Origin of the sequence: Paenibacillus sp. Leaf72, from assembly GCF_001422685.1 — a bacterium.
Classification (GTDB): domain Bacteria; phylum Bacillota; class Bacilli; order Paenibacillales; family Paenibacillaceae; genus Pristimantibacillus.
The window spans coordinates 45,499-63,270 of record NZ_LMLV01000012.1 but is presented as its reverse complement, the minus strand read 5'-3'; the positions used below and the strand labels follow the sequence as shown (position 1 = coordinate 63,270).

The window sequence follows — 17,772 nt, the reverse complement described above, 5'->3', positions numbered from 1 at the left end:
TCACCTCCTACTTCGCCGCTCCAGCCGTTCCTTCAGCACCATTCGTTGCTTCCAGCGGAATGTAGCCCGTTGGATAAGCCTCCATTAGCACTTCCTGCGTCCCATCCGCAAGCTTCACGCCCCATACGGGGACAAAATCCAGCTTGCTGCCTTCCTTCGGCACCGCCTGCAGTGCTGGGAACATACTAACGACCTCCGATAGCCTTGCATAACGCTCCAACGCATTGCGCAGATCATCGCCACCCGGCAAATAACGCGGCTCCCTCGATTCTGCCTGATCGCCAAGCGTAATCAGCGAACGGTTATACTCGGTCACCACGCCCTGCTGCAAAATCAGCCGAATCCAGCCGTACTGAAAGCCTGCCGCCTCCAACACCGGATATTGCTCCAAATACTGCTGGAACAGCACCGTTCTGCCCAGCTTGCTGTCCGTATCCAGTACAGGATTAACGAAGCGATGCGTGCCATCCCAGCCGCCATGCTGATTCACAAACTCCACTGCGGCGTACATATTATCGCTCAATATATTATCCGCGCTCTTCGACGCTGCCGGATCGGTATAAATCATCCAGTTGCCGCTTTGCTCCACTTGAAGCCCGCGTTTGCCATCGGTATAGATTTGTGCGCCGCTTCGATCCTTGAGCGCCTTCGTCGTTCCTGGATCGAAGAACAGATTGCGCTGCACCACATCCGCAGAATAAACCGTATACGGATAAACCATTTCCACCGACTGCAGCGGCTTATCCGGGATATACAGATCGCCGTCCGCATACTGGTAATTCGTCTGATATTCCCCGAAGCCGACGTAATCCTGCACATCGCGAACCGTCAAATCGGCCTGAACCGATTCATAGACGATATCGCCACCCTCGCTAAAGAAGAAGGTCCGCACCTCTTCCGTATTGCTCGTTTTGAAAATCCAGATGCGGTCAATCGTCTCATTTAGAAACATAATGTCGCCCTGCACCTTAAGCAGCTTGCGCAGCAGATCAACAGGCACGCCATTCTGGAAGCGCAGCTCAACGCCGGCATCCTTTTTCCGCACCTGCTCCCAATCCATTACATCAATCGGGCTCCGCTGAAACCCTTTAAACTCGCGGCCCTGTATGCGATCCTTGAGAATCATGTTATAGAAGGTCATGCCTGGATACAGCACCGTGTGCTTGTCCCCGCCGAAGTGGATAATCAGCTCATCGGGAAAAATAACGTTTTCCACCGTCGTCTCCTCGCCAAGCGGCTCCGCATTGATGTAGTCCTGCTCTGTGCGTACCGTAGCGCCAAGTCCTGGCATACTATAAGCGAGAAAATAGCTCTGCATGAGGCTAAAGGCGACCAAAAAAATTAATATCATCGTTTTCGCCCGTTCCATTAGCTCCGCTCACCGTCCTCTTCCAGCATCGGCAGCGTGAACGTAACCGTCGTCCCGACATTCAGCTCCGAATCAAGCGAAATCGTGCCGCCATGCGCTTTGACGATTTCCCGGGCAATGGACAAGCCGAGCCCCGTTCCGCCCATATTGCGCGAACGCGCTTTGTCTACGCGGTAGAAGCGGTCAAAGATTTTTTGCAAATCCCGCTTCGGAATGCCAATCCCCGTATCCTTGACGCTGATTGCTATTAGCGATTGCTCCTGCTTGCGGGCGCTCAGCTGAATTTTGCCGCCGTCCAGCGTATATTTAATCGCATTGGAAAAAAGATTGTCCAGCACCTGATCAATTTGATCCCGGTCCAGCCAAGCCTCCGTCAGCTCGCTATCGACCTGGATAGAAGCCCGAATCGACTTCTGGCGCAGCTGGAACGAGAACCGGTCTGCCACCTCGTCGAGCATATCGTGGATATTTGTCTGCCTGCGCCGCATAGGCGCCTGATTGGAATCCAGCCGCGATAAATGCAGCAGATCGGTTACGAGACGAATCATCCGCTCCGTCTCATTGCTGATGACGCCAACGAATCGCTCCGACAGCTCCCGCTCTGCCAGCGCTCCGTCATTCAGCGCCTCTGCATAGCTCTTGATCGTCGTCAGCGGCGTCCGCAGCTCATGGGAGACATTCGCAACGAACTGCCGGCGCGACTGCTCCAGCTTCTCCTGCTCGGTGACATCCTGCAGGACGACAATAGTGCCGGTCGTCCCTTTATCCCGGCGATGAATGGGCGTAAAGGTGACGCGCATAATCCCTTCCGCCTCATCCATTTCCGCTTCCTCGCCCCGGTCCAGAATGAGCGTCTGCTCCTTGCCCTGCCGCAGCTCGTCCAGCCGCTGCTGAGGCAGCGCAAGCAGCTCGGTCAGGCTGCAATTTTCGCAGCTTTTGCGATCAAGCATTTCCAGCGACCGCCGATTCCAGACGATGACCTTCCCATGCTCATCCGCTGCAATTACGCCATCGCTCATATTCGAGAGAATGGAATTCAGCTTCTCATTCTCCTCCTCATTGACCGATAGCGCCTCCTTCAGCCGGATCGTCATATCGTTAAACGCCATGCTGAGCCGCCCAATTTCATCATCACCAAGCACCGGAACCTTGAAATCGAACTTGCCTTCAGCGACCGCTGCCGCCTGCCGGGTCAGTCCTTGAATCGGGCTCGTGATCGTGTGGGCAAGCAAAATGCCCAGCACCCCCGTCAGCCCCAAAGCAATAAGCGTTCCTGAGAAAAAAATCTGATTGACCCGGTTCACCGTGTCATACAGGCTGTCCATCGACGCGACCATGTAGACCGCGCCGAGCACATTGTCATTGTCGTTGTCCGTTACCGGCAGCGCAATGATCTTTTTCCGGACATTATTTTCGTCAATGATCTCTTCCTCGTTCTCTGGAATGCCCACCAGCGCCCGGCTCACGGCGAGCGACGGGTTTTTCTTGCCTACATAGGATTCCGGCACCTGAACGGACGTCGCAACGATTTTGCCGTTCGCGTCGAGCACCTGCACCTCTGTGCCGCTAATGCTGAACAAGTTGCGAACGACGAGACTGAGCCCTTCCGCGCTTTCCACATTCGTATCCAAATCCCCGCCGGGCTTGATCGATAAGTGGCGCGCCGCCAGCTTGGACAATATATCGGCCTGCTCCTTGAGGTTGTTCGTGAAGCTGTCCGTCAGCGACGTCTTAACCGTGCTGATGAAATAAACGCCAATTAACTGCATCGCTACCAAAATCAGCAGCAAATAAATAATGACCAGCTTCACTTGGATCGTGCGAAAAAATCGCCGCCCCATCATACGTAACCGTAACCTCCTGGCTTCGTGCTTCGCATCATATAGCCAAGCCCGCGCCGTGTCATAATGAACTCCGGCCTGCTCGGATCATCCTCGATCTTCTCGCGCAGCCTGCGGATCGTCACATCCACCGTTCGCACATCGCCAAAATACTCAAAGCCCCATACCGCCTGCAGCAAATGCTCACGCGTCATGACCTTGCCGCTGTTGCGCGCCATATAATACACAAGCTCGTATTCCCGGTGCGTCAAATCAAGCGGCTGATTGTCCTTGTAGACGACATACATGTCGGTATCAATGAACAAATTAAACAGACGCAGACCCTGCTTCTCCTGCTGCGCGTCCTGTCCGCCATCCGAACCGTGCACGCCTGCAGCACTTACCGTAACCTCAGCCGACTTCTGCTGCCTTCTTAGATGGGCCTTCACCCTTGCCAGCAGCTCGCGGGTGCTGAACGGCTTCGTCACATAATCATCTGCGCCAAGCTCTAGGCCCAGCACCTTATCGATTTCCGTATCCTTCGCCGTCAGCATAATGATCGGCATATGCAGCTTTGCGCGAACCTCGCGGCACACATCCATGCCATCCTTCACCGGAAGCATCAAGTCAAGCAGCATTAAATCCGGCTTCTCTGCGAAAGCAAGCTCCACAGCCTGTCCGCCGTCAAAAGCACAAATGACCTCGTAGCCTTCTTTCTCCAAGTTGAACTTCAATATATCTGCAATCGGCTGTTCGTCGTCGACCACTAAAATTTTACCGTGCATCGTCACACCGCCTGTCGCTTCCTAATTCTTATCTGTTTAATCTTCCCATACTTTAGGGTATAACTTTATACACATAGCAATACTATCTTACCATACTGCCATACCTAGTTCCCAATTAAAGTTCCTTCATGCGACTGGGCCAAGGTGAAACGGCTATCGCCGTCCTTTGGCGGCGCGGCGCGTTTCAGTCCGAGAAATATAAGCCAATTTATAGATGTGAAACTTATAAATGCTTATATTTTTAAAATAATAAAGGGAGCGCCGCCGCAAGCTTTCGCTTCGGCTGCACTCCCCCTGATGGTATAAGTCCGATTATAAATATTTCAACGGGTTTTGAAGCTCTCCGTCTTTATGAATTTCAAAATGAAGGTGGACACCGTAAGAACGTCCCGTGTTGCCCATAATACCCAGTGTATCGCCTTTTTCTAATATATCGCCTACGCTGACGCTAATCGAGTCAAGATGCCCGTACAGCGTTTCATATCCATTCTTATGATCAATGATGACTACATTGCCGTAGCCGTTCTTCGTGCCTGCAAAAATAACAACGCCATTGTCGGCTGCTGTAATCGTTTTGCCGCCCGTCATGTCAATCCCTTTATGCAATCGGCCCCAACGCGTTCCGAACGTACTGGACACCGAATAGCCCGATACGGGAGCAGAGAATAATCCCGTTCCTTCGCCCAAAATGACCTTCGTGCCCTTCATCATGACCGTTGGAACAGCTTCCTTAATGACCTGCTGGTCTACCAGCTCTTCGCTGATTAGGTAACCATTCTCTTTCACGATTTTGTAGGTCAGGCTCTTGGAGCCGCTGACGCCTGCACTAATCAGCTTGGATTCTCCAACACGCATATCATCGTTTTTCTGAACCTCAGTTGGCGGGTCGATCGTCACGATTTCCGTCAAATTCTCGGTTGTCCGGACCGACAGCTCCGGCTGGCGAACGGTAAGATCAAGTACATCTCCAACCTTGATCATATCATCTTCAATACCTTTGTTATTCTTATAAATCACTTGCGGTGAAATATCAAATTTCTGAGCGATACAACCGACGCAATCGCCTTGCTGTACCGTATATTTCGTTGGCTTAATCGTGCCCTCTACGAGCAGCTTGTACATATCATTGTCTGAAACGATGTCGCTAGGCGAAGTCGATACCGCATCCGTCTCCACCTTCTCTACGAAAGCAACATCCGTCAGTTCCTTGCCTGCCTTAGGTGTATTCTCGTCCGCCTTTTCTTCCTCTGGTGAAAAAGCGAGTGCGCGAACCTTCGTTGAATCCTTCTCCGTCTTCTCCTCCGGTGCATACTTGCTCTGCACCCGTGCGAGTACGGCGTCTGCTGCTGCTTGGCTCTTCACAATACCGATTACTTTGCCATTTACCTTCACCTCTACGCCAACTGCGTGGGTTGTAAGCAGACCTTCCAGCTTCGCAAGCGTCTGCTGCGTATCCGGGCTGCCTTTGTAAGCACTTGTACTCGTATATGTAAGTTGACCTGATTCCACCATAATTGGAATATCTGGCGTTTCCTGCTGTGCTTCGGATGTCTTCTGCTCAAGCAGCGCTCCAACCTCCAGCGGGCTGCCGACCGTTCCTACTTCGGTGCCGTTCATATATAAGTGATAATAGTCATTCGTGTTAGCCTTAACGTATTGTATACCGCCAATTCCGACTGCTGCCAAAATCGCGATTATTCCGCCTGCAAGGATGATAGGTTTTTTATAGTTAGTAGCTGCTGTAGTTGTCGATGTCGCTTGCACTGCTGCGGACGGTTGTTGATTGATGCCTTTCGAGTCTTGTGTTCGGAATTGCCGAAAGAACTGAATGGAGGTATTCCACGCCTTTCGGATCCGACCCGTTCCCCTAAAATCGGTCATGATCGTCTCCTTCTCGCCTTAATGCCGCTATCTTAATTAGGTCTTCCGATTCATATCAGGGCCCTTTGTCCCGACAGAACACCCGAATATTACTTTAACATAGCCTTAATACGAGGAGCAACCTCTCCGAATACCGCTTAATATTAATATTTCTTCAGAATACTCATAATTTGCTCGTATTCTTCCTTGCTCAAATGCTGGGCAATGACCTGCTGAAGCTGGGTCAGCTCTTCATCTGTAAGGCCATTTTCCATGTAGCCGGATATCGTCTGCCAAGCTTCTTGGGGCAGCTTGGTCATTAATAATCCGAACAGCTCCGTCTTGTCCGTGTCGCTCATTTGGCTCTTGACCTGGTTCAGCTGATCCGTCGTAACCGCTGTTTCCGTACCGTCAATGGAGGAGCTGCCTGTGCCGGATTCTGATTCCGCTAAAGGCTGCTCTCCGTCCACTGCTTCCGCATCCCCGTTCGTCGTGCTGCCTTCTGTACCGCTTTCTGTGCTGCCCGCTCCTATGCCTGAGGCCGCGCCGCTATCCGCTTTCGTCCCGCCGCCAATGCCAATATCGGTAAGCGGCGGCTCCGCTTGCTGCCCGAAAGCATCGATGGCGAGCGGGGAATCCTCCCCTGCCGCTGCGTCCTCGCCTGAAGAAATCGATCCATCCGGCTTCTGCGCCCCCGTCTCTCCTTGCTCAGCCGAGCTGCCGCTGCTCGCCCCTGAGCTATCCTTTCCAGTCTGCGAGGCGCCAGACTGCCCTTTAGAGCCGCCTGTATCCGCCATCAGCGGATCAGCGCCCCACATTTTTCCCCATAATCCAGTTAGCGCCATCGGCTTTACTTCCAGGGGCAAATTATATTGCTTCAAAATCGTATCCAAGTAACTGCTCACAATATAGCCCGTCGTCCAAATCGACAAAAAGCTTATAATGATTCCTGCCGCCACCGTTTTCGCCAGCCAGCCCGTCATCTTCCACATGCTCTCCACCATACCCTTCCTGCTTGACCCATCCGTATAATGAGACCTGCTAGCTCATAACATTTGAATGGTTTCTTTTACCATTATGGACAAGAGAAAGGGCGCATAACCGCTGCTTGGCGCGATGAATCTATAAAGCTTTGGAATGGGGCTGTCCCAGACTAGCCAGCATGGCGAGCAGCTGCTGCTTCGTTTCTTCATCCGTAATTGCGCCTTCTTTGCTCATCTTGAGAGTGATATGCGGAATCATCACTACGCCGTGATCTACGATAATAGCATTAATCATATTCAGCGTGAGCAGCAGCGAAGCATTGGCTTTATCCCCGCCCATCGGAGATGGCGATGCGGTGACGACCGCCACCCTTTTATTGACGAATTCGCCAGAGGACACGATCCAGTCGAGCGCATTTTTCAAGGAGCCTGGAACGCCATTCCCGTATTCCGGTGTACAGATGAGGACGCCGTCTGCCTCCTTTAGCTGTCTCCGCAGCTCCCCAACCGTTGCTGGCCCTTCCTCTACATCCAAATCCGGATTAAAATGCGGCAGCTCGCCCAGCCCGCTGTAAACGCTGAAACGTACATGCTCCTCAGCAAGCGCGATAATAGCATTCATAAGCGCAGTATTGGAAGACTTCTCACGCAAGCTCCCCGAAATGGCCAAAAGCTGAATCTCCTTCTTCATCCCTCATCATCCCTTTTCATTCATTATTGTGAAAAAAAAGAAAGAAGACAGCATTCGCAGCTGTCTTCCCCTTCTATATCCGTCTAACGGATTCGTCTATTCGTAAATAGCTACAACCGGATTTGTCTGCTCGCGGTTGCGGCCGACTGAGAAAATCGCAATCGGAATACCTGTCAGCTCCGATACGCGGTTCAAGTAATTGCGCGTGTTCACTGGCAGATCATCCAGCGTTTTTGCGCCAGAAATATCCTCGGACCAGCCTGGAAGCTCCTCATATACCGCTTCGCATTCCGCAAGCATTTTCAGGCTTGCTGGATAGTGCGTAATGATTTCGCCCTTATATTTGTAGCCAGTGCAAATTTTAACCGTTTCAATGCCCGTCATAACGTCAAGCGAGTTAAGCGACAAGCCTGTAATTCCGCTAACACGGCGAGCGTGGCGCACAACGACGCTGTCGAACCAGCCTACACGGCGCGGACGGCCAGTAACTGTACCGTACTCGTGGCCTTTATCGCGAATCAAATCGCCGATTGCATTGTTTTGCTCCGTTGGGAATGGGCCATCGCCTACACGTGTTGTATAAGCTTTCGCTACTCCGATAACTTGCTGAATTTTCGATGGGCCTACGCCAGAACCGATACATACGCCGCCAGCGGATGGATTGGACGAAGTTACGAATGGATATGTACCTTGGTCAATATCCAGCATAACGCCTTGCGCGCCTTCGAACAGCACCTTGTTGCCAGCATCAATCGCATCATTCAGTACAACGGACGTGTCCGTTACATACGAGCGAAGCACTTCAGCATAAGCGAGGTATTCCTCAACGATGCTGTCTGCATTCAGCGGCTCGCCGCCGAATACTTGCTCAATCACTTGGTTTTTCTCAACAACAAGACGGCGCAGCTTTTGCTCAAACTCTTCTGCATCCATCAGATCGGCAATCCGAATGCCGTTGCGAGCGGCTTTATCCATGTAGCAAGGACCGATGCCTTTGCCCGTTGTACCAATTTTATTATCGCCTTTACGCGTTTCTTCCAATGCATCAAGTACGATATGATAAGGCATAATGACATGGGCACGATCGCTGATTTTCAAGTTCTCAGTCGAAAACCCGTTTTCTTGAATATAGTTAATTTCTTCAATTAGCGCTTTAGGGTTAATAACCATACCATTACCGATGACACACACTTTATTGTGATTAAAAATACCCGAAGGTACCATCGTTAATTTATATTTCTTATTGTCAATGAGAATAGTGTGCCCGGCATTGTTACCGCCTTGATAGCGAGCGACGACGTCGGCGCCTTCAGCCAGATAATCGGTAATTTTGCCTTTTCCTTCGTCTCCCCACTGCGTACCAACCACAACAACCGTAGACATAAACATACCCCCGTCCGGTGTATAGACACACCGAAATTTACTGTTCTTCTATTGCACCGGTTTTCCCTTTCGTACGAGAACAACGGGTGTCACACGAAGACAGCAATATTAGTGTAGCAGTACCCGAAATAGAAGTCAAACTAAAAACGAACAATTGTAGAAGTAGCTCTACAATTGTTCGGATATCATTAAGATGCCTGCGATGGATCCTCATGAGAACGGTCCAAGCTGACGAATTTATTGAAATTTTTCAGAAACACCAGCTCTACCGTACCAACGGGTCCATTCCGCTGCTTGGCGATAATGATCTCGATAATATTCTTTTTCTCCGATTCCTTATCATAATAATCATCCCGATAAAGGAAGGATACAATATCAGCATCTTGCTCAATCGAACCGGATTCCCGAAGGTCGGACATCATCGGACGCTTGTCCTGACGCTGCTCAACGCCCCGGCTGAGCTGCGACAGCGCGATAACAGGCACTTCAAGCTCACGGGCAATCTGCTTCAGGGTACGGGAAATTTCCGATACTTCCTGCTGCCGATTTTCCCCTGCCTTGCCGCGGCCGGAAATGAGCTGGAGATAATCGATCAAAATCATGCCAAGCCCGCGCTCTTTCTTCAGACGACGGCATTTCGCACGAATATCGGCAACCGTTATGCCGGGCGTATCATCAATAAAGATTTGCGCCTCGGATAAGGCACCAATCGCCATCGTCAGCTTTTCCCAGTCGTCGCCCTCCAGATAACCTGTCCGCATCCGTCCTGCATCCACGTTCGCTTCTGCACAAATCATACGCTGCACAAGCTGGGCTGCCGACATCTCCAGACTGAATATGGCGACGGTCTCGCGTGCGCGCACGCCGACGTTTTGGGCAATATTCAGCGCAAATGCTGTCTTACCAACGGAAGGACGGGCTGCAACGATAATAAGATCGCTGCGCTGGAAGCCGGACGTCATTTTATCCAAATCGACAAAGCCCGATGGAATGCCTGACGTACCGCCTTTGTTCATATACAAATGCTCGACCTTCTCAAACACTTCCATCAGCACGTCGCGGATAGATATAAACCCGCTGCTGGAACGCCGATTGGAAATTTCGAGAATTTTCTGCTCCGCATCGCCGAGCAGCGCACCCACCTGCTCTGTTCCGGCATAACCTTCGGTTACGATATTCGTAGCCGTGCGGATCAGACGCCGCAGCAAGGATTTCTCCTCTACGATCTGCGCGTAATAATCGACATTCGCTGCCGTTGGAACGGAGCTGGCCAGCCGTGCCAAATAAGACACGCCGCCAATTTCGTCGAGCAGCTGCTGGTCCTGCAAATGCGCAGTCAGCGTGACAAGATCGATCGGCTGATTATTTTCAGCCAATTCAATCATCGCTTCATATATGCGCTGATGGGGGCCGCTGTAAAAATCTTCACTGCGAAGACGCTCCATAGCTGTAATCAGCGCTTCCGCCTGCAGCAGTACGGCACCGATAACGGCTTGTTCCGCCTCCATGTTCTGCGGCGGAACGCGATCAAACTTCAGCTCTGTACTCATCATTTCCCCCTATAATCTATTATTCCTCCGTTGTTTGAACGCGCAGCTTGGCTTTCACTTCAGGATGCAGCTTCACAAGCACTTCCGTCATGCCAAGTGTGCGGATCGGTTCTTCCAGCTCAATTTTACGTTTGTCGACCTTAACGCCTTGTGCAGCAAGCTGCTCGCCGATTTGCTTGGATGTGATGGCGCCGAACAGGCGGCCGCCTTCGCCAGCCTTCGTCTTCAGCACGATCGTCATTTCCTCCATCTTCTTCGCAAGCGTCTTCGCATCTTCCTTCTCCTGCGCTTTACGCTTCTGCTCGGAAGCATTTTGCACTTCGAGCGTCTTCAGATTGCCGTCTGATGCCGGCTTTGCCAGTCCTTTAGGAAGTAAAAAATTACGCACATAACCTTCGGATACGTCTTTAACCTCGCCTTTTTTTCCTTGTCCCTTAACATCTGCCAAAAAAATTACTTTCATTCAAATAACCCCTCTTCCTTATCAATTTCTTTTAGTACCGCTTTAAGCTTCTCCGCAACTTCACTAACGGTGCCTTCAAGCTGGGCGGCAGCGTTCGTTAAATGCCCGCCTCCGCCCATTCTTTCCATTACGACCTGCACGTTCATGTCGCCAAGCGAACGCGCGCTAATACCAATTAGGCCGTCTGTGCGCTCGCCAACGACGAACGATGCCAAAATATCGGTCATATTGAGCAGCGTATCTGCTGCCTGCGCAATCAACAGCTGGCCAACCTTGCGGCCCGGCTCGGTAACCGCAATCGCGATATGCTCATAATGCACGCTCGCATGCTTAATAATTTCCGCCTTGCGGACATACTCTTCCAAATCTTCCTTCAGCATCCGCTGCACCAGCATCGAATCCGCACCGTTGCGACGCAGGAACGATGCCGCCTCAAACGTTCTGGCACCGGTACGAAGGGAGAAGCTCTTCGTATCTACCGTAATGCCAGCGAGCAGCGCGGTCGCTTCCCGGACATCAAGCACAATCCGATCCGCAATGTATTGAAGAAGCTCGGCAACGAGCTCGCAAGTGGAGGACGCATACGGCTCCATATAAACCAGCAGCGCATTCGCAATAAACTCCTCGCCGCGGCGATGATGGTCGATGACCACGATTTTCCCATGCGCTCCAATGAGCCGCGGTTCCTTCACCATCGATGCCTTATGGGTATCGACGACAACCGTCAGCGTCTTATTGTTCGTCATGGACATCGCCTGCTCCGGCGTAATGAACCGTTTGGAGAAACGCTCATCCTCGCGCAGCATCTCCATCATTTTCTGAATCGAAGGATTAATGCCCTCCAGCACGATAAAAGCTTCCTTGCCGAATATTTGCGCCGCCTTCGTAATCCCAATAGCTGCGCCGATTGCATCCATGTCCGGCATCTTATGGCCCATAATAATAATATTGCCGCTTTCCTTAATCAAATCTCTAAGCGCATGCGCCACGACGCGAGCCCGAACGCGGGTCCGCTTCTCGACCGCATTGGACTTGCCGCCATAGAAGGACTGCCTGCCGCCGATTTTGACAGCTGCTTGATCCCCGCCGCGCCCAAGGGCAATATCAAGGCTGGATTGCGCCCACTGTCCCAGCTCGACGATGCTCTCTGCCTCGGCTGCAAAGCCAATGCTGAGCGTTGTTGGGATTTTCTGATCACAGGTCAGCTCACGAACCTCGTCGAGCAGGACAAACCGCGATTGCTCCAGCTGTCTAAGGGTCTTGAGGTCCGTAATGAGCATAAACCGGTCTGAGGTAAGCCGCTTAATATGAAGCTGATAGCGCTGCGCCCACTCGGTAATCTCTGTCGTCACCTTGGACAGCAGCGCCGAACGCTGATTATCGTCCATGCCCTGCGTCACTTCATCCAAGCTGTCAATCATGACGATACCAAGTGCCAGCTTCTCTTCTTCATATTTCTTGGAGAGATGCCAGAGCTCCGTAATATTTTTCACATACAAAATACGTTCTTCCGGCTTGAAAATCAGTTGAAAAACATAGTTCCCCACTATAACCTGCTGCTCTGCCTCGCGTTCCTTGTCCTTTGACTGGTGCAAGGAGGGGAACAGCTCTGCGATGGTCTGGCCCACGACAGAATCATGGCCCAAAATCTCAGCAATATAAGGGTTATGCCATTCAACCGTCTTGTCTTCATTATACAATATAATACCGAAAGGAAGCTCGCTAATCACATCATTGCCAGCCTTCTTTACCCGGTAAGAAATCGTACCTAAATACGTTTTTAAATCTTTGCGGAACGCCCGCTCCGCCAGAAAACCATATACGCTGAAACCGATCATAAACAGCAGAGCAATAAGCCCGATTCGCCATTCGAACCAAGCAAGTGCTGTCGTCATAACCGCCATAATAGCGAAAGCCGCCAACTGATGCATGCCATGCCAGCGAACAACTAAAAACTTTGGCATTTCCTGATCGCTCCTGTGCTAGGATTTCTTCGTAAATGACTTGCGGATGGGGAAAGCAGCATCAAGCACACCGATTAAGCTAAGCGGTGAGAAAATTAGTACAGGTATTGCAATCAGCACCGGGATAGCCGGGTTCCATTTACGTTCATGAGCCAAATAGAAGAAGAAACCGACGGCTTGAATTGCAAAAGCCAGCCTCAGCAATGGCAGCAAATTAAGCACTGCTACTCCGATGAAGGATTTGCTGTCAGGACTGACAAACAGGCTTAGAATGTAAACAATCACATAATAAATGACTAAAACCCGCGGCAGCATCCAATCTTTCGCCAGCGGCATTCTCGGCACCTCAATGCCTGAAGAACCAAGCACACGCCGTGAAATATACTGGGTAACAACAGCGTAAAAGAACGATACGCTAATAACAGCGAGCGGAATCGTATTCAGCATCATTTGAATGAGCATCTCGGTATACTCATCGCTCCATTCCACAGGAAGCAAAGGCTGCAATTGTGGATCATTAAATACGGAGCGAACAAAATTGCCCATTTCGCTAGTCAGAGACAAATCTAAAATCACTTCAAAAGCTGCAAATTCCATCAAAAACAGTACAAGCAGCGTAATAACCGTTCTTGACAGCACTTTATGTGCAGGCAGCTGCTTCTTGAACATATGCCCCATCACTATAGAGGGAACAAGGAAAAACAAACCGATAATTAACGCTGGAGCTCCTAATATGAGGAAGGACAGCACCCATACCGGCAGCATATGCAGAATGAACCCACGCGCGGGAAGCGCTGTGTACAACACCACATAAGGAACCATAAGAAACAATATGGTCAAAATATTAAGAACAGGTACAGCTATGGACAATAACAGGAGCAGTGCTGCCGCGCTCCATAAAACAGATTTCATACCGGTCTTCAAACCGTTCACCTCTTGCACATGTATATTCGTAATTCTTGCCGCCATGCTTGCCAGACCCCATTATATCATAAATAAGCTTCACCGCATCCAACAAGCGTAAACGGCATTGGCATACTTTGTGGGCAATGCTCGTTTCGCGATGAAATAGAAGCTTATTTATATAGACAAATTTATAATACCTTATATTTCAAGCGTAAACGGCTTTGCCTTACTTTGTAGGCAATGCTCGTTTCGCGATGAAATGTTAGGACGTGTATGCCAACGTAAGCGAGCCAAATGATAATCGAATGTAGCTTCATACGTATTCCTACTCCTACTGGGAATATCACCTATCCTGAATGTGAATCCACGTAACGAAAGGCAATGGCGTACTCTTCGATTAGGGGCTTTATGCCTTTACATCTTGAACAAAGATAAACTTGGCGGACACAGCAGCAGCTATTTCAACAGAATCGCAGGTTTGGGTACAGCTTGCGGACTCAGGAGCCGCTAATGCGCTGCAAATAGCCATTTTGGCGGGAAAATTAAGACAATAACGCCTTTCCAGTCCGCTTAGAGCCAGAAACCGTATCAAAAGCCAGAATAGCGGAACCTCAGTCCGTCAAAAATGGAGTGAGCCTCCCGAACTGCGTGATCTCAGCAACAGAGGTCTTACATTGATAAAAGGCGAAGAGCCGCTGCTCTCCGCCTTCCTTGAAAAAGACTATGCTTCAATCGCAATCGCGCTTTGCATAATCGTCTGGCAATAATCAATAATTTCACTGCGCCGCACAATGCCAATAAAATGCTCGCTGTCATCGACGACCGGCACAAAGTTCTGCACCTTCGCCAGCATAATGAGGTCTTCCATGTTCGCGTCAATTCGAACCGAGCGGTGATTCAGCCGCAGCGGGACGTCCGCCAGCTTGACTTTATTCGTCATTTCGAAAGTCAGCTCCGGCCTATTTTTCATAAACCATAATAAATCGCCTTCTGTGACAGCACCTGCATATTCGCCTTCGGCATTAATAATCGGTACGGCTGTATAACGGTGATGCTCCATTTTCTCCAGCGTCTGCCTAAGTGTTGCGTCATGCGTTACCGTTACGACTTCCTGCTTGGGCAGCAGAAAAAACGCAATGTTCATCCGTCACTCAACTCCATTTCTTCCTTCGCTTACCGCCATGAGACTGCCCGCAGTCTACTCAGCGTCGCTTGCGCTGGACAATGAGCCAACCGGCTTCTGCACTTTCGAAGCGTACTCATCCGGCATAATTAAATCCTGCTTTGCCGTATCGGGGTTCAGCCAGCTGCCAATCATCGCCTGCGTCTTGGACAAATCGTCTTTATCCGCAAAATAATACCATGCGCCGCCGTTCGTCAGCCTGTGTCCCTCGCCTTTCAGCGTATGGCTGTATATCGTGCGGTTATCCTGCTGCAGCAACTGCTGCGCCAGCTTGATCATCTGGTCAGGCTGGATGTCCGTACTGAAATTTTCACCCATAATGTCAATCAGATCAGGAATTTTGCTCCATTGGCCGACCTCAGATACTTTATCCAGCAGCTGGTTCAGAAAAACTTGATGTCTTCCCGTACGGCTCATATCGCCTCCGGCATCTTCACGGTAACGAACATAATTCAGCGCATCATTGCCATTATATACATCCTGACCGCCTTTCACGACAAACTTTTCGTGATCGGGATCTTTATTTACTATATCTTCTGCAATCGGCAGGGAAATCCCTCCCATTGCATCAATAACATCTCTGAACCCTTGAAAATTAATAGCGGCATAATAGTTGATAGGCTGGTTAAATAGATTTTCGACCGTCTCTATCGCCATCTTGGCTCCACCAAATGCGTACGCATGCGTAATTTTGTCCTCTTTGTTTTTACCCACAATTTCCGTATACGTATCACGCGGGATGGACACCATGAGAATAGCGCCGTCCTTCGGACGTATGACCGTATAAATCATCGTATCCGATCTTCCCGTCTCCTTGCCGCGCTGGTCAACGCCGAGCAGCATAAGGGCGAACGGATTCGTATTCATATTGCCGACCTGAATAGGTTCGCGGCCTTCTATTGGTTTATAGGTTTGCTCCAGTTGGGTAGCTACCTGATCGGAGAGAAACCAGTTGAAGCCCAGCATAGCAAGCGCTCCACGATTGAAATAGCCCGCCGTTCCAAGCACAAGCACCGCTGCGCAGAGCGTATATATCCACTTCTTCTTTTTTGTCCATTTTGACATTGCTCTAACTCCTAACTAGTAAGATTATAGTGCTCAAGAAGCACACTCATCATCATAAACGACAACACTAAGCCATAAGTTACAAAACTTTTACAAGACTTTGCTACCAAATGATGTATTCTAGCGAGTTTTGGCAGGAATAATAGCGGGTAAGGAAGAATATAGTGTAACGCACATTCATTTTTAGAATCAGAAAGGATGACCTACACAAATGCAACAATTTAATCAACCTGATCAATCCTCAACTGGGCTCGATCCTAAGGTCGCAGCGCTGCTTTGTTATGTTTTGAGCTTTGTCACTGGAATTATCTTCCTTGTATTGGAGAAAAACAGCCGGTACGTGAAATTTCATGCAATGCAATCGATTATTACATTCGGCGGCTTAACCGTGGTCATGATGGTGCTGAACATCATTCCGTTTATCGGGTCACTGATTAGCGCCCTGCTTGGTATTCTCGGCTTCGCTCTCTGGATCTTCCTGATGCTTCAAGCTTACCAAGGCAAACAATTCAAGCTGCCTTACGTTGGCGACATCGCCGAGAAGCAAGCTGCACAATTCAAGTAATTTGGTCAAGGTGAAACGGCTGGCTCCATCCTTTGGTGGGACGGCGCGTTTCATTCCGAGAAATATAGAGAAAGGATAACGTTATAATAGACTTTCCTATATTTCAAGGTGAAACGGCTGGCTCCATCCTTTGGCGGGACGGTGCGTTTCATTCCGAGAAATATAGAGAAAGGATAACGTTATAATAGACTTTCCTATATTTCAAGGTGAAACGGCTGGCTCCATCCTTTGGTGGGACGGCGCGTTTCATTCCGAGAAATATAGAGAAAGGATAGCGTTTCGATATACTTTCCTATATTTCAAAAATAAGGCTCCCGTCCGCTTTAGGATAGGAGCCTTATTATTTACCCGCCTTGCGCACACTTGCACAGCCGGTCTAATCGGACAGGTCCCCTGCCGCATCATTACCGATGCAGAAACAGGGTAGCATTCAAATACCGGCGAGCCAGCGAGTGGAAATACGCCGTCTGGATCGAAATCGCCGCAATGAACAAAATATTGCGGAGCGCCTCCGACTGGTCGTTCGTCAAATCCGGCAGCTTCTGGGCAAAACGGTCCGCCGATGCTCTAATCGCATTTTCCGTCAATGCATCCTGCTTGCTGCCGCCCTTCACATGGCCAAAGGTATCTAGAAGCTGGTCATTATTCGCATCCAGCTCTTCAAACATGGCCGAGTAAGACGCATATAGCTCAAGCGGGCCAATTAGATCGGCCGATTCATCCTCCGGCTTGATGAATAAAATCTCAAGCAGCTTGCGAATCGACTCAAAATCGAGATTCGACTTCAAATCATCAATGACGAACAACAGCGCCGCTTGATTCAGCGAATATTTTTTGCCCATTTTTGGACAATTGAAATACGCCTTAAAATCGCGCTTCACCCAATTCTGCATAGAGGTAATAGACATGTTGGAATACTCCACCATATGGCCGAGCGTAGCGATTTCCTGCAGTGAGAAGCCTCTCACCTCATTGCCTTTTATCATCTTCTCCAGAATGGGGGGAAGGGCCGTGGATAAGAAGGCTGGCAGGGAAGCTCCAGCTTCCAATGCATTGCGGTGCGTCTTCTTCCAGGCATCCTGCAGCACCTGCAAAGGACGATGTCCATCCTGTCCATCCAGCGCCATCAGCAGGCAAGCCATTTCTTTTCGAGTAAGCGTGAAAGACTCCATATCGCTTTCCTCC

15 protein-coding genes are annotated in these 17,772 nt (G+C 50.1%); 1 reads left to right on the top strand and 14 read right to left on the bottom strand.

Going from position 1 to position 17,772, the window contains the following annotated elements:
* Positions 1-7: 7 nt before the first annotated feature.
* The 13 genes from ASF12_RS15055 to ASF12_RS14995 form a co-directional block, all read right to left on the bottom strand.
* Positions 8-1,369: a YycH family regulatory protein gene (locus ASF12_RS15055; protein ID WP_056036163.1), complete on the bottom strand. Its 1,362-nt coding sequence runs from the start codon at positions 1,367-1,369 to the stop codon at positions 8-10.
* Complete coding sequence (walK, locus tag ASF12_RS15050; RefSeq protein ID WP_056036160.1) at positions 1,369-3,213, bottom strand: cell wall metabolism sensor histidine kinase WalK; 1,845 nt, start codon at positions 3,211-3,213, stop codon at positions 1,369-1,371. Before walK ends, ASF12_RS15055 begins: the two co-directional genes overlap by 1 nt.
* Positions 3,210-3,974: a response regulator YycF gene (gene yycF, locus ASF12_RS15045; protein ID WP_056036157.1), complete on the bottom strand. Its 765-nt coding sequence runs from the start codon at positions 3,972-3,974 to the stop codon at positions 3,210-3,212. Before yycF ends, walK begins: the two co-directional genes overlap by 4 nt.
* 312 nt (positions 3,975-4,286) lie before the next feature.
* Entirely contained in the window at positions 4,287-5,855 is a 1,569-nt protein-coding gene (locus ASF12_RS15040; protein ID WP_056036154.1) for a M23 family metallopeptidase, read from the bottom strand.
* 143 nt (positions 5,856-5,998) lie between these two features.
* A complete protein-coding gene (locus ASF12_RS15035) occupies positions 5,999-6,838 on the bottom strand; it encodes a hypothetical protein (protein WP_056036151.1) in 840 nt (279 codons plus the stop codon).
* A 118-nt stretch (positions 6,839-6,956) separates the two neighbouring features.
* Positions 6,957-7,508 (bottom strand): NADPH-dependent FMN reductase, encoded by a 552-nt coding sequence (locus ASF12_RS15030; RefSeq protein ID WP_056036148.1) that lies wholly within the window; start codon positions 7,506-7,508, stop codon positions 6,957-6,959.
* Positions 7,509-7,604: 96 nt separating this feature from the next.
* Positions 7,605-8,891 carry an adenylosuccinate synthase gene (locus ASF12_RS15025; protein WP_056036143.1) on the bottom strand — a complete coding sequence of 429 codons (1,287 nt, stop codon included), beginning with the start codon at positions 8,889-8,891 and terminating at the stop codon, positions 7,605-7,607.
* A gap of 188 nt (positions 8,892-9,079) precedes the next feature.
* Complete coding sequence (gene dnaB / locus ASF12_RS15020) at positions 9,080-10,441, bottom strand: replicative DNA helicase (RefSeq protein WP_056036140.1); 1,362 nt, start codon at positions 10,439-10,441, stop codon at positions 9,080-9,082.
* 19 nt (positions 10,442-10,460) lie between these two features.
* Positions 10,461-10,904 carry a 50S ribosomal protein L9 gene (gene rplI, locus ASF12_RS15015; protein WP_056036137.1) on the bottom strand — a complete coding sequence of 148 codons (444 nt, stop codon included), beginning with the start codon at positions 10,902-10,904 and terminating at the stop codon, positions 10,461-10,463.
* Positions 10,901-12,868, bottom strand: coding sequence for a DHH family phosphoesterase (locus ASF12_RS15010; protein WP_056036133.1), 1,968 nt, complete (start codon positions 12,866-12,868; stop codon positions 10,901-10,903). Before ASF12_RS15010 ends, rplI begins: the two co-directional genes overlap by 4 nt.
* 18 nt (positions 12,869-12,886) lie before the next feature.
* Positions 12,887-13,837 carry a DUF2232 domain-containing protein gene (locus ASF12_RS15005; protein ID WP_235533169.1) on the bottom strand — a complete coding sequence of 317 codons (951 nt, stop codon included), beginning with the start codon at positions 13,835-13,837 and terminating at the stop codon, positions 12,887-12,889.
* A gap of 658 nt (positions 13,838-14,495) precedes the next feature.
* The gene (locus ASF12_RS15000; RefSeq protein ID WP_046232653.1) at positions 14,496-14,918 is read right to left on the bottom strand and encodes a CBS domain-containing protein; all 423 of its coding nucleotides are present in this window, start codon (positions 14,916-14,918) and stop codon (positions 14,496-14,498) included.
* Positions 14,919-14,972: 54 nt separating this feature from the next.
* On the bottom strand, positions 14,973-16,022 hold the full coding sequence (locus tag ASF12_RS14995; RefSeq protein ID WP_056036130.1) for an LCP family protein: 1,050 nt from the start codon (positions 16,020-16,022) through the stop codon (positions 14,973-14,975).
* A gap of 211 nt (positions 16,023-16,233) precedes the next feature.
* Between ASF12_RS14995 and ASF12_RS14990 the strand changes: the two genes are divergently transcribed.
* Positions 16,234-16,587: a DUF4870 domain-containing protein gene (locus ASF12_RS14990; RefSeq protein WP_056036127.1), complete on the top strand. Its 354-nt coding sequence runs from the start codon at positions 16,234-16,236 to the stop codon at positions 16,585-16,587.
* A gap of 404 nt (positions 16,588-16,991) precedes the next feature.
* Here ASF12_RS14990 and ASF12_RS14985 read toward each other — a convergent pair whose 3' ends face one another.
* The gene (locus ASF12_RS14985; protein WP_056036123.1) at positions 16,992-17,759 is read right to left on the bottom strand and encodes a DUF1836 domain-containing protein; all 768 of its coding nucleotides are present in this window, start codon (positions 17,757-17,759) and stop codon (positions 16,992-16,994) included.
* Positions 17,760-17,772: the final 13 nt, after the last annotated feature.

What these genes read in the sequence shown, in the direction of transcription:
- ASF12_RS15055 (WP_056036163.1), bottom strand. Translation starts at nt 1,369, where the DNA reads ATGGAACGGGCGAAAACGATGATATTAATTTTTTTGGTCGCCTTTAGC.
- walK (WP_056036160.1), bottom strand. Translation starts at nt 3,213, where the DNA reads ATGATGGGGCGGCGATTTTTTCGCACGATCCAAGTGAAGCTGGTCATT.
- yycF (WP_056036157.1), bottom strand. Translation starts at nt 3,974, where the DNA reads ATGCACGGTAAAATTTTAGTGGTCGACGACGAACAGCCGATTGCAGAT.
- ASF12_RS15040 (WP_056036154.1), bottom strand. Translation starts at nt 5,855, where the DNA reads ATGACCGATTTTAGGGGAACGGGTCGGATCCGAAAGGCGTGGAATACC.
- ASF12_RS15035 (WP_056036151.1), bottom strand. Translation starts at nt 6,838, where the DNA reads ATGGTGGAGAGCATGTGGAAGATGACGGGCTGGCTGGCGAAAACGGTG.
- ASF12_RS15030 (WP_056036148.1), bottom strand. Translation starts at nt 7,508, where the DNA reads ATGAAGAAGGAGATTCAGCTTTTGGCCATTTCGGGGAGCTTGCGTGAG.
- ASF12_RS15025 (WP_056036143.1), bottom strand. Translation starts at nt 8,891, where the DNA reads ATGTCTACGGTTGTTGTGGTTGGTACGCAGTGGGGAGACGAAGGAAAA.
- dnaB (WP_056036140.1), bottom strand. Translation starts at nt 10,441, where the DNA reads ATGAGTACAGAGCTGAAGTTTGATCGCGTTCCGCCGCAGAACATGGAG.
- rplI (WP_056036137.1), bottom strand. Translation starts at nt 10,904, where the DNA reads ATGAAAGTAATTTTTTTGGCAGATGTTAAGGGACAAGGAAAAAAAGGC.
- ASF12_RS15010 (WP_056036133.1), bottom strand. Translation starts at nt 12,868, where the DNA reads ATGCCAAAGTTTTTAGTTGTTCGCTGGCATGGCATGCATCAGTTGGCG.
- ASF12_RS15005 (WP_235533169.1), bottom strand. Translation starts at nt 13,837, where the DNA reads ATGGCGGCAAGAATTACGAATATACATGTGCAAGAGGTGAACGGTTTG.
- ASF12_RS15000 (WP_046232653.1), bottom strand. Translation starts at nt 14,918, where the DNA reads ATGAACATTGCGTTTTTTCTGCTGCCCAAGCAGGAAGTCGTAACGGTA.
- ASF12_RS14995 (WP_056036130.1), bottom strand. Translation starts at nt 16,022, where the DNA reads ATGTCAAAATGGACAAAAAAGAAGAAGTGGATATATACGCTCTGCGCA.
- ASF12_RS14990 (WP_056036127.1), top strand. Translation starts at nt 16,234, where the DNA reads ATGCAACAATTTAATCAACCTGATCAATCCTCAACTGGGCTCGATCCT.
- ASF12_RS14985 (WP_056036123.1), bottom strand. Translation starts at nt 17,759, where the DNA reads ATGGAGTCTTTCACGCTTACTCGAAAAGAAATGGCTTGCCTGCTGATG.